Source organism: Vibrio sp. 1-1(7), from assembly GCF_013048485.1.
In the GTDB taxonomy this organism is placed as follows: domain Bacteria; phylum Pseudomonadota; class Gammaproteobacteria; order Enterobacterales; family Vibrionaceae; genus Vibrio; species Vibrio fujianensis.
The window spans coordinates 789,659-803,843 of sequence record NZ_VHSP01000002.1; the positions used below are offsets into that span (position 1 = coordinate 789,659).

Annotated in this window: 10 protein-coding genes and 1 tRNA gene; 4 read left to right on the forward strand and 7 right to left on the reverse strand. The window is 47.2% G+C overall.

Translation table 11 applies throughout. The features are described from left to right. Window positions 1-4: 4 nt before the first annotated feature. From FKN05_RS11400 to FKN05_RS11430, 7 genes are all read right to left on the reverse strand, one after another. Window positions 5-1,750: a hydrogenase large subunit gene (locus FKN05_RS11400; protein WP_099611309.1), complete on the reverse strand. Its 1,746-nt coding sequence runs from the start codon at window positions 1,748-1,750 to the stop codon at window positions 5-7. A 3-nt stretch (window positions 1,751-1,753) separates the two neighbouring features. Further along, window positions 1,754-2,707: a respiratory chain complex I subunit 1 family protein gene (locus tag FKN05_RS11405; RefSeq protein ID WP_099611310.1), complete on the reverse strand. Its 954-nt coding sequence runs from the start codon at window positions 2,705-2,707 to the stop codon at window positions 1,754-1,756. Next, window positions 2,708-4,639: a proton-conducting transporter transmembrane domain-containing protein gene (locus tag FKN05_RS11410; protein ID WP_170887519.1), complete on the reverse strand. Its 1,932-nt coding sequence runs from the start codon at window positions 4,637-4,639 to the stop codon at window positions 2,708-2,710. Between the two features lie 2 nt (window positions 4,640-4,641). Then, window positions 4,642-5,247 carry a 4Fe-4S dicluster domain-containing protein gene (locus tag FKN05_RS11415; protein WP_170887520.1) on the reverse strand — a complete coding sequence of 202 codons (606 nt, stop codon included), beginning with the start codon at window positions 5,245-5,247 and terminating at the stop codon, window positions 4,642-4,644. A gap of 267 nt (window positions 5,248-5,514) precedes the next feature. Beyond that, window positions 5,515-7,326, reverse strand: coding sequence for a selenocysteine-specific translation elongation factor (gene selB, locus FKN05_RS11420; RefSeq protein ID WP_170887521.1), 1,812 nt, complete (start codon window positions 7,324-7,326; stop codon window positions 5,515-5,517). After that, window positions 7,323-8,726 carry an L-seryl-tRNA(Sec) selenium transferase gene (gene selA / locus FKN05_RS11425; protein WP_170887522.1) on the reverse strand — a complete coding sequence of 468 codons (1,404 nt, stop codon included), beginning with the start codon at window positions 8,724-8,726 and terminating at the stop codon, window positions 7,323-7,325. Before selA ends, selB begins: the two co-directional genes overlap by 4 nt. A 67-nt stretch (window positions 8,727-8,793) precedes the next feature. Continuing rightward, a tRNA-Sec gene (locus FKN05_RS11430) sits at window positions 8,794-8,885 on the reverse strand. Between the two features lie 440 nt (window positions 8,886-9,325). On the opposite strand from FKN05_RS11430, the gene ylqF reads away from it, so the two are divergent. The 4 genes from ylqF to FKN05_RS11450 all read left to right on the forward strand — a co-directional run bounded on the left by ylqF (window position 9,326) and on the right by FKN05_RS11450 (window position 14,184). Next, on the forward strand, window positions 9,326-10,270 hold the full coding sequence (gene ylqF, locus FKN05_RS11435; RefSeq protein ID WP_099611313.1) for a ribosome biogenesis GTPase YlqF: 945 nt from the start codon (window positions 9,326-9,328) through the stop codon (window positions 10,268-10,270). A 308-nt stretch (window positions 10,271-10,578) separates the two neighbouring features. Beyond that, complete coding sequence (locus FKN05_RS11440; RefSeq protein ID WP_170887523.1) at window positions 10,579-11,706, forward strand: efflux RND transporter periplasmic adaptor subunit; 1,128 nt, start codon at window positions 10,579-10,581, stop codon at window positions 11,704-11,706. Then, on the forward strand, window positions 11,696-12,970 hold the full coding sequence (locus FKN05_RS11445) for a TolC family protein (protein WP_170887524.1): 1,275 nt from the start codon (window positions 11,696-11,698) through the stop codon (window positions 12,968-12,970). The genes FKN05_RS11440 and FKN05_RS11445 overlap by 11 nt, the downstream gene beginning before the upstream one ends. Next, on the forward strand, window positions 12,967-14,184 hold the full coding sequence (locus FKN05_RS11450; RefSeq protein WP_170887525.1) for an ABC transporter permease: 1,218 nt from the start codon (window positions 12,967-12,969) through the stop codon (window positions 14,182-14,184). Before FKN05_RS11445 ends, FKN05_RS11450 begins: the two co-directional genes overlap by 4 nt. Window position 14,185 lies beyond the last annotated feature (1 nt).

Genomic DNA, 14,185 nt, shown 5'->3' on the forward strand with positions numbered 1-14,185 from the left:
AACCTCACAGTCCTTTCAGCGGTGAGTTTTTACGGCTCACGCTGTATTGCTCAATGGCTTTGTAGGGCACGGTTTGGCTACGCTTTTTCTTGGTATCCACAATGGTCACGCGGTCAGTACAAGAGTAGCAAGGATCCAAACTACCAATAATGAGCGGCGCATCTGCTACGGTGTTACCACGTAACATATAACGCAGGGTTGGCCAGTTCGCGTAAGTGGCCGCTCGGCAGCGCCAGCGGAACAGTTTTTGGTTATCGCCCGTCATGCTCCAATGAACGTTTTCACCACGCGGCGCTTCGGTAAAGCCGAGCGCAAATTTGTAGGGTGTGTATTCGAAATCTTCCGTCAAAATCGCACCGGCTGGCAGGTTATCTAAACCGTATTCGATGATGTTGAGAGAATCCAACACTTCACGAATGCGCACGATCACGCGAGATTGCACGTCGCCGTTGCCCATGTGTTGCAGTTCAATCGGCACGTTGGCGTACGCTTCTAGTGATTGACCATGTACAACACGTACATCTCGCTCAAAACCGCTACCACGAATCAGCGGGCCAACTGGGCTGAAATCGCGTGCGATGTCTTTTGCCAACACACCGACCCCCACCAAACGGCTATCGATGTTCGGTGTTGACAGCAATACTTCCACTAACGCTTGGAATGAGTGGCGAACTTCACGTACCATCGCGATGCCTTTTTCTCGTTGCGCTTTTAAAAAGTCGCGACGAACACCGCCAATCAGGTTCATACCGTAAGTTTTTCGTGCGCCTGTCAGCAGCTCGGCCAGTTCCATGGTTTTTTCACGCACGCGGAAAAATTGCATAAAGCCTGAGTCAAACCCCACAAAATGGCTCGACAAACCAATGTTCAATAGGTGGCTGTGCAAACGTTCAACTTCAAGCAAAATGGTACGGATCATTTTCGCACGTAATGGCACTTGGACATTCAGCGAGTTCTCAACAGTATTGGCGTAACCAATACTGTGGGTGAAACCACAAATCCCGCAAACGCGGTCGGCCAAGAAAGCCACTTCGTGATAACCCATGCGAGTTTCGGCCAATTTTTCCATGCCTCGGTGGACGTAGAACATCCGGTAATCGGCGTCAACGATATCTTCACCATCTACGAACAGGCGGAAGTGTCCGGGTTCATCGGAAGTGATGTGCATTGGGCCAACTGGCACGATGCGGTTGGAATCATCACCGCGTTGGTTGATAAACGGGTATGTTTCAGTTTCCGTGGTCGGTTGTGGACGCTGACGATAATCCATCGCATCTTTTCGTAGTGGGTGCACATCGTCTGGCCAGTCATCCGGTAAGATCAAGCGACGCTCATCAGGCAGGCCTACTGGGCGCAGACCGAACATGTCACGAATTTCACGTTCGCCCCATACCGCTGCAGGAATGGTTGGTGTGATAGAAATAAACTCTTGGCTGTTGGCATCCACCAATACTTTGACGGTGATCCAGCATTTTTCAACCCCTTCCATCGACAACGCGTGGTACACCGCAAAGTGACCATGAATGCTGCGTTCGTCGTTACCAAATGACACTGTCAGCCAACCGCCTTGATCGTAGTAAAGCCATTGCATCACTTCAACCAGCGAGGTCATTTTCACCGTGATGGTAACTTGAGTCGTGGTTTGCCACTCTTCTTCAAGGATGGCATTCGGGAATTTTTGCACCAACCCCGCCAGATAGTGTTTGCCCGTTTTTGCCAAGGCATCGTTTTGTGTATTCATTGTCATCATCTGTTACCAACCCAAAATAAAAAAGACCAACGCGAGAACGGTGCCGCCAATAACGGGGAAAACCGTTCGATGCATGTTGAGAAACCGAATACGCGCCATGCAGTTTTCGACAATGCCAGCTAACAAGAACACAACGAATAGTTTTACCAACAGGATTAACGCAGCGCTCCATAGCGTTGCACCGTCCAAATTCGTCGCGCGTCCCCAAGGAATGAAAATGGCCAAAAATAGCTGAGCCACCACTAACTGTTTCAATCCCAAGCCCAGTTTCACCATCGCCAAACCCGCACCGGAATATTCCGTCACTGGGCCTTCTTGCAGTTCTTGTTCTGCTTCGGCACTGTCAAACGGCAATTTGCCCATTTCCACAAATACCGCAAACGCACACGCAATCCCCGCAAATAGATAAGTCACCGGACGCGCCCACTCGCCACTTTGCACGGTGTGGCTGATCACGCCAAGGTCGGTCGACCCAGCGCCCAATGCCATAATGAAAATTGCGAGAATAAAGATGGGTTCAATCAGAATACCCAATGTTAATTCGCGGCTACTGCCCATACCGGCAAACATGCTGTTAGAGTCAATACCGGACAACGAAAAGAAGAAACGACCTATCGCTAACAGATAAATGTCGGTGATCAAATCACCAGAGACCGGAAACAGTGACATGCTAGTGAGTGTTGGCAGTGACATACCAACCAGTAACAGGCTGATCAGCAGTACCCAAGGCATCATCCAAAACACAAAACTGGCATTGGCTGGTGCCACCGATTGACGACGTAATAACTTACCGATATCACGATAATCCTGCAGGATGCCAGGACCACGGCGAGAGTGAATTCTGGCTCGAATAACACGAGAAAAACCAGTCGCCAACGGTGCCAGACATAACATCAGCAACGCTTGAAACACCGCAAAGATCACCCAGTTTAAGCTGGGCATTTCTAGTGAATACATTTACATAACTCCAGAAATCAACGGGAAAAAGATCGTGCAAAGCACAACAAAGCCAATCCAGAACATCATGGTTCTACGGTAAGCTCGACACGAGATTTCTTCTCCTGCAGGAGGTTGAGACAGTAAAAAACGCTCCATCCAAGTGCGGTTAGGTCGAGACTGGTAGATATAGCGGAACATATGACGCATCGGCTGAGTGATGCCTCCCGCAGAAACCGTCATTTTTTGTTGGTACTGATAACCACACGCCCAAGGGTCACCTTGGTGGCGATTGGCTAAACGTTGACGTTTGTGGAAAGCTAAAATGGCCATTGGTACCAACAGCAACAGTGCAAGTGCACATAAAATAATCGGGGTAGATAGCAGAGCTTGCATATTGTTGGCTGGGAACAAGGTAATATCTTGTGCCACAGTCACGGCCCCTGTTCGTAGCGTTGCACTAGCAATATCGGCGATGTAAGGTGCAATCCATGGTGCAGCAATGCCCAACACCACACACAACACAGACAAACCAATGGTGGCATTGACCATCGCTCGGCCCACTTCGGTAGCCTTTTCCGCTGCTTCAGATTTCGGCGCACCACCAAAACAGATACCGTACACTTTGACAAAACACATGCATGCCAATGCCCCCGTCAATGCCAACATCACCGCGCCAAACGGGCCAAAGACTAGGTGTGCCACGCTACCCGTTTGGCTAATCGAAAACAGCGACTGGTAAATAAACCATTCACTGACAAAACCGTTCAATGGTGGCAGGGCAGAGATCGCCATGCTACCAATCAGAAAAGTTAGCGCTGTTTGTGGCATATGTTTCGCCAAACCGCCCATTTTTTCCATGTCTTTGGTGTGCAGGCGATAAACCAGCGAGCCAGCTCCCAAACACAATAAGCCTTTAAACACAGCATGGTTAAGCAAATGATACAACGCGCCCAGCAGACCCAACACGGCAATCACCATGTGATCGGTCGCAATGCCCATCATGCTTACACCGACACCCATTAGAATAATCCCAATGTTTTCTACCGAGTGATAGGCTAAGAGCTGTTTGATGTTGTGTTCAGCCAAAGCAAACATCACACCGAGCACCGAAGACAAGGCACCAAAAATCAGTACTACAAGTCCCCACCACCATTGCGTTGCACCGAGAAAAACAATAGCCACTTTCAGCAAGCCGTACACACCTAGTTTCACCATTACACACGACATCAGCGTCGCACAATGTGACGGTGCCAGTGGGTATGCTTTGGGTAGCCATTCGTGAAAGAATATGCCGGCCGATTTAATGCCAAAACCAATCAGCGCTAGTACAAAGGTTAGCGACGCCATTTCACCTTGAGGTGGCGTGGCGATCCAATCACTAAATATCAAGCTGTTTGCGTGGTAAGCTAAAATCGCAAAGGTCGCGACAATAAACACATTCGCCACATGATCCATCACCAAGTAATGTAAACCTGCTTTACGGTGTGCTGCCGTGTTTCCTTGAATCACTAAAGCAAACGAGCTGAGTGAGATGATTTCCACAATGATTAAGAACGCGATCGCCTGATTGGCGGTAACTAACACCGTCATTGCACCGGCAAACAGGTTAAATAATACCGTAATAGAACGGGCTCCCTGGCCTAGGTACTCATCAAGATAATTCATCGCGTATCCCGCAGCAGCGATGGAAACAATTGCAATCACCAACAGTAATAACGCGGATAATTTATCCAGCAAAAACACATCGTAAAACAAGCTAAATTGCAGCGTATAACCAACCGGATGGACGATCACCGCTACAGCAGAAATTAGGCTCAATATGCCCGAAAACATACTGATCACACAGGATAAGCGCAGATTTTCCCGCTCATGATGGCGAGAAAACATAGCAACAAATGCAGCGCCAATATAACCACACAGAGATAAGGCGGTAAGCACAAGAGGATTCATGATTACGGCTCCATTTTGACAATAGCAGACACGCTAGAGGTCGCTTCACGTTTCGCATCACGCGCTTGCAAAGCACTCGCTTCGTCCACCAGCACAATCGCACCTGTTGGACACACTTCTATACACGCAGGACCTTTATCGCGGAATCCGCACAAATCACACTTCACTGCAATACTTTTCACGCCCGGTTCCCAAGCCAGAAGATCGTGGCCAAAACTTTTCGGATTCGAAGTACAAGGATTACTAGAACGGGGGGTAGAAGGGATAAAGGTTTCATAGCTATTTGCCATAGCTACGGGACGGCTGCCATCCAGTGCGATCGCACCAAAAGGACACGCCACAGCACATAAAGTACAACCTATGCACAATGTTTCTTGCAAGAGAATGCGATCCTCTTCTTTTTTGATCGCGTTAACCGGACAAACCGTTGCACAAGGTGCATCTTCACAATGTCGACACATAATCGGCGCAGTCGCGTCGTTATGCTTGACTACGGTTAAGCGAGGATGACTTTGCAACCCTTGCTTTTTATGCACTTCGGAACACGCTGCCATGCATGTTTGGCAGCCAATGCATTTTGTTGGGTCGGCAACCACAAAGCTTTTCATAGTATACCCTGGTTGTTAATTGTACCCATTGAAAAGCATAAAACATGCCAAAACGTAAATTTAAATTTAAATCATTTAAAAACAATAAGTTAAACCAATTAAACCCCCAGGATTGTTGTATATTTAAACATATCATTTGCTGTTGCGCTCTCCTTCGACACGCATCGTCGACACTTGTGACGACATTCACATTTTCTTGCTTAAAAAATAAAACGGCAGAAGGAATTCCCTCTGCCGTTTTGATGTCATATTGTGTTGCACTTTAGCTTATTTGCTGGACGATTTTAGGATGATTCGAACCTCATCATCGCGACGTAACCAGCCATCTTTTTCCATTCGATTCACAAACGGAATAAGGTATTTCCGGCTCAAACTTACCCGTTGTTTTATCTCTTGCAAGGTAATGCGATCTTGGGGGTGATTGCTGCCAATGGCTTGACTAACCAATGCCTGATACACCGCCATGTCGAAGTAAATTTGTTCATCGATGGCGGTGATGTATTTCTGATGCGCGAGTTGACGAAGCCATTTTTTATCTTGGCCAAGCGAAACTTTATTAAGCTCCAAACCAGCCTGCCCCGCTTCACGTGCAAGCCGTAAAATGTTTTTCGCCACCTCGGGCAATTCATCTTCACTTGGTCCATTACCCAACTGCCATTTCGCGTAGCTGTAAAAAATACGTTGTTGCTGTTTGAGTTGTTGTGTCAGTACTTGTACAATTTCTGGCTCGATTTGTAGCGAACTCGACAGTTCACCCGCCCCCATCGCACGGCCTTCCGACAATAATTGAATAAGACGCGCTTGCGTCTCGGTTAGCCATTGCGGATCAAACACATACTGCCCTTCGACCACGCCTTGCATCGCCGATTCGCCACACAATAATGCCACCGAATAATAGCCTTGTAATTGCAGCAGCATGTTCAGTTGCGCGTGCGCCGTCAGTGTTTCAGGCAAACTAGACAACGCCTGATAGATCACACGTTTACGCGCTTTTGCGATAAACGACGTCCACACCACATCGGCTTGTGCCAGCAATCCATGACCGTTGCTTTGAATGATCGCCAACCGCTGACCAAAAAACATCGGCCGTGGCTGACGAAACAGCAAACGCGCCAAATGGGTATTGGGCAATGGAATACACTGCGCAAGACCATGCCACGTACCCACCGCAACTTCCACTTCGGTCGAACGGGTTAAACTCGCATCGCTATAACGATCGTTCAGCCGTACAATGCAACTGTCAGTAAGTGTCACCGGGGCCGACGGCGCACATAGCAAATCACCACGTTGCACCTGTTTTCGGCTTAAACCTTTAATATTGAGCGCCACACGGCAGGTGGCCGAGATCTCATTCACTTGTTGGTGATAACACTGAATCGAACGGATCGCCCCCGTCGTTCCATAAGTTGGACTGAGTAACTTATCACCAACACTCACGGTACCTTGGGCCAGCGTTCCGGTTACAATCGTGCCGACGCCATTGGCTACAAACACGCGATCAACATACAGCAGCGGCGTAGTCGTATCACCCGGCATCGCGTCGGACGGTTCAACTCGCGTCACCATGTCGAGTAAGGTTTGGCGCAACGTATCAATCTTGTGTCCCGTCAGCGCACTCACACACACCACTTCAGGTACGATGCCCGTAACGTCCATAATGCTTTCTAATGCCGACTCTTCAACTTCTGCGAGTACTTGTTCACTCACGAGATCACTTTTGTTGATGCACACCACGATATTTTTCACGCCCATCGCGCGCGCCAAGCGCATGTGGGCGAAAGTCATCGGCATACATCCTTCGGTGGCAGAAATCACTAACAACAGAATATTGATGTGCCACACGCCAGCCACCATGTTACGCACGTAGCGCTCATGCCCCGGCACATCAATGATGCCTATGGTGCAGCCCTGTTGGTCTTCGAAATGAGCAAATCCCAAATCTTGCGTCATGCCGAGCGCTTGTTCGTGCGGGCGTGCAGTCATCATACCCGTTAGCGCTTTTACTAATGTGGTTTTACCGTGATCGACGTGACCCGCTAGACCAATAACGGTCTGTGGTGACATTTCTATACCACTCATGCGTGTTCACCACGGTCGAGCTGTTGAAAAAAACTATCTAAGCGTTCGACAAAGGCCGCCTGATCCGCCTCAAGCACCGTGGTGAGATTCAACACCACCTGATTGTTGTGCAAATAACCAAAGATGGCAGGCGTGCCAAGACGTAAATGGTCAAGTAATGCTTGTGGTTTCAGTGGCGTGTTCAGCACTAAACCACAACCAGAATAGGTTTGTGCAGGCATAGCACCACCGCCGACTTGAGTGGGCAGTTGCACAAATGTCACTCTATGATGCCAACGCTGCGCGAGCGTTTCACACCATTGACGCGCCTGCGGCAAGTTGGCCAGCGTGCGTTCAGCAATGCCTTGCCCTGAAGTCTCTTGGTTAAGCTTACGAACCAGCAACTCTTCCATCAGTGACAAAATAATTCGTCCGCAACGAAATGCGCGCATCATCGGGTTACGACCCAGACGTTGAATGAGTTCATCACGACCAGCGATCAAGCCAGCTTGCGGGCCCCCCAAAATTTTGTCGCCGGAAAAACAGACCAAATCCGCGCCCATGTCTAGATAGGTCGCCAGTTGCGTTTCGTCTGATGAAAAACGTTCAGTTGACATGCCAGAGCCCTGATCAATCACCAAATTGACATGACTGGGCAAACGACGTTTTACCTCTCGAATATCAGGAGATTCGGTAAACCCGCCAATGAAGAAATTCGATTGATGCACCATCAAAACCATCGCCGTATCTTCGGTAATCGCGTTGATGTAATCATCGGCCGTGGTAACGTTCGTAGTCCCCACTTCAACCAGTTTGCAGCCCGACAGCGCCAAAATATCGGGAATGCGAAACCCGCCACCAATTTGAATTTGTTCGCCTCGAGACACAATCACTTCTTTGCCTTTCGCCAGTTCCAGCAACACCAGATACATTGAAGCGGCATTATTATTGACTAACAGTACATTTTCTGCGCCTAGCCAGCTTCTTACTAAAGTGGTCAGTAGTCCGTTTCGCCCGCCCCGTTTGCCGTTTTCCAGAGTAATTTCTAAATTGGTGTAGCCAGTATTCACATCCGAGATCGCATCCCACACCTCGCGATGCAATGGCGATCGGCCTAAATTCGTATGCAGCGCGATACCAGTGGCATTGATCACTCGATGCTGACGTTGTAACGATACGCGCTCACAGCGCTGCACAATGCGCAGATTAATATCGATATGCTGAGCCCCTTTGGTCTTGAAAGCTTCGGACTGACGAATGCTCGCCAGCTCAGTTCGAATAATATCGGTGACAACAGGACGGCTCAGTTGACTGATAAAAGGAGCAAGAATAGCAAGTTGTAGTAACTGTTCGACTTGGGGAAGACGGTAATTGATGCGAGAAGCACTCACCTCTGAAAGCTGGGGTGATTGTGAGTTCAAAATGATTCCTTGTTATCTTATCAATGCAACAAGGTCACTACGAAGGCGATTGATATAGTGACATAATTGGCGGAAGAGGCAGGAATCGAACCTACCAAAGCCTGTGCGGCTCACTTTGGTTTTGAAGACCAAGAGGGCCACCAGACCCCATCTCATTCCACAATGGTGCCTAACAGTAAGTATATTTTTGCACTAATTTCTTGATGCAAATCACTATTTATTAAGTTATCTCAAAAAAATTTTAAGTTACTAAACTATTTTTGCATAAAATGCAATGGGTTGAATATCAATCACCACATGTAAAATATACAAATCATACCATAGACTAATATGTTTCATTTCTTTCACTATCTCCGATAGGTACTAAAAACATTTCGACTATCCCGAATGGCACTATGTCTAAATTGGCTTGTTAGATTTTTAAAGTGACTAAGATTTTCGTCCTAACCGTTAAAGTGTTAAAATGATCACAACAATGCTGTCGTGGCTTCAGGTGACACTTAAAGTACTTCTAGTACCCCACTATCTGATTTTTTCTTTTGGTATCCCACTTGATAATCCACCAGCTTAACCATAAAAACAAAAGGTATATTTTTCAAATGGTTAACAATAAAATTCAATGGTTTCCGGGCCATATGCACAAGGCTCGTAAAGAAATTGAAGAAGTCATTCCGCAAATTGATGTGATTATCGAAGTGCTTGATGCACGCATTCCTTATAGCAGTGAAAACCCGCTCATTTCTCAACTTCGCGGTGACAAACCTTGCGTTAAGGTACTGAATAAGCGTGATTTAGCGGATCCCGAAATGACCGAGCTGTGGATTGCTCATTTAGAGCAAGAGCAAGGGGTGAAAGCGATGGCCATCACCACGGCGAATCCACAAGAAGTACATCGAATTCTCGATTTGTGTCGCAAACTGGTTCCCCATCGTGAAGAAGTGGGTAAAAATGTCCGCACCATGATCATGGGGATCCCTAACGTGGGTAAGTCCACCATCATCAATACGTTGGCTGGTCGAGCGATTGCCCAAACCGGTAACCAACCGGCGGTAACACGTCGCCAACAACGGATCAATTTACAAAATGGTATCGTGCTATCTGATACTCCCGGTATTTTATGGCCGAAAGTTGAAAACCCTCATAGTGGGTTTCGCCTTGCCGCGACAGGCGCGATTAAAGATACCGCAATGGAGTACGAAGATGTCGCGTTTTACACAGTCGAGTATCTCGCCAAATATTATGCCGACAAACTCACCGCACGTTATCAAGTTGATGGCACACCGCAGTCTGATGTGGAATGGATGGAAGCAATCGGCCAAAAACGAGGCGCGCTGCGCGCTGGTGGACGAGTAGATTTGCATAAAGCATCGGAAATTCTGTTACATGAACTTCGTCAAGGGGTACTTGGGCAAATCACCTTAGAACACCCAGAGATGATTCCAAATGAATTAATCGAAGTCGAACAAGAAGAAATCCGCAAAGCGGAAGAAAAAGCGAAAATAAAAGAAGAGCGTCGTAAACGCTATTTACGCAATAAACGCTAGCGAGTAGAGCACAACGCAAAACCTCTCACACAAAAAGTCACAACGTCACTTAAGGTTGTGGCTTTTTTATCTCCCTCGCTTAATCGTCTAAGGCTTTGATTCACTCACTTCCTGTGTTTAGCAATACACAAACGTACATTTCAAGACACATCACTAAGTGACAAACGAGGTTATGGTCAGTTAGGCTATCTGGCGTATTAAGACCCACAGATAGCTTTCACAAAGCACTGTCTGATGATTATCTGCGGAACCTAATCATCAATTTACCATCATACGTTCATGATCTTATCTCACTTACGGAACCTAACATGAAAAAACGCTGGATTGCAGTCGGCATCGTATTAATCGGCAGTGGTTATTGGGTTAAATCACATTTTTCTCAGCCCAAAGCTTCACTGCCAACCCTCACGGCACAATTAGGTCAAATTGAAAAACAAGCCGTCGCGGTAGGAAAAATCGTTCCTGCTCACTCGGTTTCCGTCAAATCGCAAATTGAAGGTATCGTTGGCGAGATTTTCCACCAGGTCGGTGAACACGTGACTGCAGGTACGCCATTAATTAAAATTACCCCTAACCCAACTCCGCAAGCACTCACTGAAGCAACCACCATGTTAATGCAAAGTGAAGCCAGCTTAGAATCAGCAAAACAAAACGTTGCCAATTTAGAACGGTTGGTACAACAAAATATTATTCCTAAAAACTACGGCGACTATGTCCAAGCTCAAGCGGAACTGAAGTCAAAATTAGCTGATGTGGTGCAAAAACGTCAAAACTTGGAATTAATTCGTAGCGGTGAAGCCTCGATGGGCGACGCAAAATTAACTTCAACCCTAACAGCTCCGATTGACGGCACTATTTTAAATTTAAACGTTGAGGTGGGTGAGCCAATCATCTCTACCGCCTCCAGCCAAGCCGCGACCGAATTAATGACCATCGCAGATATGAACAACATGATTTTTAAAGGCAGTGTCAGCGAACACGATGCCGCGCAATTAGCCGTTGGTATGCCAGTTACGGTCGTACTTGCGCCCTTTCCAACCATTAATATCGATGGCGTATTAAGTAAAGTCGCAGTGCAATCAGAAAAGCTTAATAACCCTAGCTCAACCAATAGCACAGGGTTTGATAATGGTTTTGAAGTCGAGATTAGCCAACTGAGCTTTCCTGATACAATTACCCTTCGCTCCGGTTTTTCAGCCACCGCTCATATCATCTTAGAGAAAGTCGACGATGTCGTGACGATCCCTGAACGTGCATTACGTTTTCAAGGTAATCAAGCCGAAGTATTAATGGCTGATGATTCAGAACATGGATTCACCGCACAGCCGGTAACATTAGGGTTATCCGATGGCATCAATGTGCAAATTATCTCTGGGCTTGAAAACCAACAAACCATTGTGGATAACAGTATGCTGGGTCATTCTTATGCCAACTAATGCCTTGATCAATTTTACCCGTTATGGATTATTAGCACTTGCGATCAGTCAGCCCGCTTTTGCTATTACGTTAGAACAAGCTTGGCAAGCGGCAAAAACCGCTGATCCAACCTACATGCAGGCGCAAATCCAATCGCAAATTAGTCAAACTGACGTCGCCACTGCCACTAGCGTCTTACGCCCATCGCTGAATATCACGGCGCAAACCAGTTGGAATGATGATGGTGACAACCAAAGGGGTTATGGCGCTGTATTGACTCAAACCCTTTGGGATAGCTCTGCTTGGTCTGCGCTTGATCAGTCTCAAGCTCACTATGTCGCTACGCAACTGCGGGCAAAAGCGGAATACAATCACCTTGCTGCCCGTTTACTGACCGCTTATCTTGATGTGGCAAGCGCTCAAGGCGATTTGAATCTTGCTCAAGAAAAATGGCGTGAAGGTGGACAATTACTGCAGATCACTGAGCAGCGCTATCTGGCCGGTAAAATTCGCGCCACAGAGTTAGAAGATATGCGCGCCAATCATGTTGATGAGCAAGCAGCTTTACTTGCCGCACAATCGGCTCTTGCTAGTAAACAATATGCGTTAACGGCACTCATTAATCAGCCAGTTGATAAAATCAATGAAATCAATACGCAGCTATCAGAGCAACCCACTTTGCCTTTTGCGACTGAACAACAATGGATTAAGCTTGCCAAAGACAACAGTCCGACCTTGTTAGCCAGCATACAAGAGTTAACTGCGGCTCAATTTGCCCATGACGCCGCCAAAGCCAAATATTACCCGACGTTATCAGGTAGCGTGTCCTATCAAAGTACTGATCAAGGTCGTGATGGTGATTTGAATGCAGGGCTGACGCTCAGCGTGCCTATCGATTTAAATGGGGCGACACGTTCTAGTGTGGATCGCGCTCAACTCACTATATTAAACAACAAGCAAGCGGTGAGAAAAGTTGAGATTGATATTCAACAAGAAATTCAAACTCGCTTTCATCAACTGCAATTGGAATGGCAACGGATTGAAATTGCCCAGCAACAAGTGTTGGCGCGACAAACTGCGTTAGAAAGTAAGCAAGCGGTGTATAACGCCGGGATGACCGAAGCTTCTGAGGTGATCACTGCTCATAATGCACTGTTTAATAGTAAACATACCTTACAAACTCGTTTATACGACTACTGGCATCATCGCATTGCCTTGCTAAAAACCGTTGGCAAATTAGATGATGAAAGTATCGCGTTAATCGCACGAGCACTGCAGTCATGAACGGCCTATTTTTACAAGTTGCCCAAACTTTGTTGGCACACCGCTTACGCAGCACATTAGCCATTATCGCTATTGTCTGGGGAATGCTGTCGGTACTGGTTTTAGTCGCTTTAGGTGAAGGGTTTTATCGAGTGAATACTCAATCCTTTGCGTTACTGATGAGTGATACTCAGATGGCTTTTCCTAGTCAAACGACTAAACCATGGCAAGGGCTACCAGCGAAACGACCGATCCGGATCTCCGAGGAGCAAATGCACGCGTTAGCCAGACAATCAGCGATAGAGCAACTGTCGGTGATGTACGGAAAATGGGATGCCAACGTCACCAACGATCAAGGACGCTCACTACCAGGTTATGTCGCTGGGGTTGATGAGCATTATTTTGCTTTACAAAGTCTAACCTTACGTCCGGCGTCGCGTGCGATAACCCCTAATGATGTACTCAATCATGCGAGAGTAGCGATCATCGGTTGGCAATTAGCCCAAGTCGGTCAATTGGCGCTCGGCGATAGCGTTAAGGTGAATGGCGTACCCTTTTTTATTATTGGTATCACTGAGCAAAAAGAAGGCGGTGTATCATTAAATAATGAAAGTAATCAATTGATGATCCCTAGCACGACCTTTACCGATTTATGGCAAAGTAAACCCTATTCTCTATTGGTAAAACCTAAAGTAGATATTCCCGGACTGGCTTTACGTCACACCATACAAACGTTTTTTGCCAAGCAGCAACACTATGATCCAACCGATAGCGAAGCGGTTTATTTACCAGACTTCAGTAGTGGTGCTCAATTTATCAATGCGCTATTTCGCGGTATTCAGCTGTTTTTAGGTGCGAGTGGCATGATAACACTTGCCGTTGGCGCGTTAGGCGTAGCGAATATTATGTTTTTATCGGTGACAGAACGAACGCGAGAAATAGGTGTGCGACTGGCGGTAGGGGCAACCCCAAACACTATCCTCTGGCAATTTATACTCGAAGGCACGTTATTGGTTGCTCTTGGCTGCACATTCGGTATTGGCCTCTCGTATTTAACCATTGCAACGCTCAATCAATTGGGTTTGCCTGAATGGCTGGGTACGCCGATCATCACCAGCGCATCGATCATTGGCTCGCTCTTGATCACCACTTGCCTCGCGTTATGTGCCGCTTATTTTCCAGCGCGCCGTGCCGCCCATTTAACGCCAGTGTTAGCTTTAAGTGCAAGAGGATAGC

Coding starts and splice junctions, on each gene's coding strand:
- FKN05_RS11400 (WP_099611309.1), bottom strand. CDS start 1,750: ATGATGACAATGAATACACAAAACGATGCCTTGGCAAAAACGGGCAAA.
- FKN05_RS11405 (WP_099611310.1), bottom strand. CDS start 2,707: ATGTATTCACTAGAAATGCCCAGCTTAAACTGGGTGATCTTTGCGGTG.
- FKN05_RS11410 (WP_170887519.1), bottom strand. CDS start 4,639: ATGAATCCTCTTGTGCTTACCGCCTTATCTCTGTGTGGTTATATTGGC.
- FKN05_RS11415 (WP_170887520.1), bottom strand. CDS start 5,247: ATGAAAAGCTTTGTGGTTGCCGACCCAACAAAATGCATTGGCTGCCAA.
- selB (WP_170887521.1), bottom strand. CDS start 7,326: ATGAGTGGTATAGAAATGTCACCACAGACCGTTATTGGTCTAGCGGGT.
- ylqF (WP_099611313.1), top strand. CDS start 9,326: ATGGTTAACAATAAAATTCAATGGTTTCCGGGCCATATGCACAAGGCT.
- FKN05_RS11440 (WP_170887523.1), top strand. CDS start 10,579: ATGAAAAAACGCTGGATTGCAGTCGGCATCGTATTAATCGGCAGTGGT.
- FKN05_RS11445 (WP_170887524.1), top strand. CDS start 11,696: ATGCCAACTAATGCCTTGATCAATTTTACCCGTTATGGATTATTAGCA.
- FKN05_RS11450 (WP_170887525.1), top strand. CDS start 12,967: ATGAACGGCCTATTTTTACAAGTTGCCCAAACTTTGTTGGCACACCGC.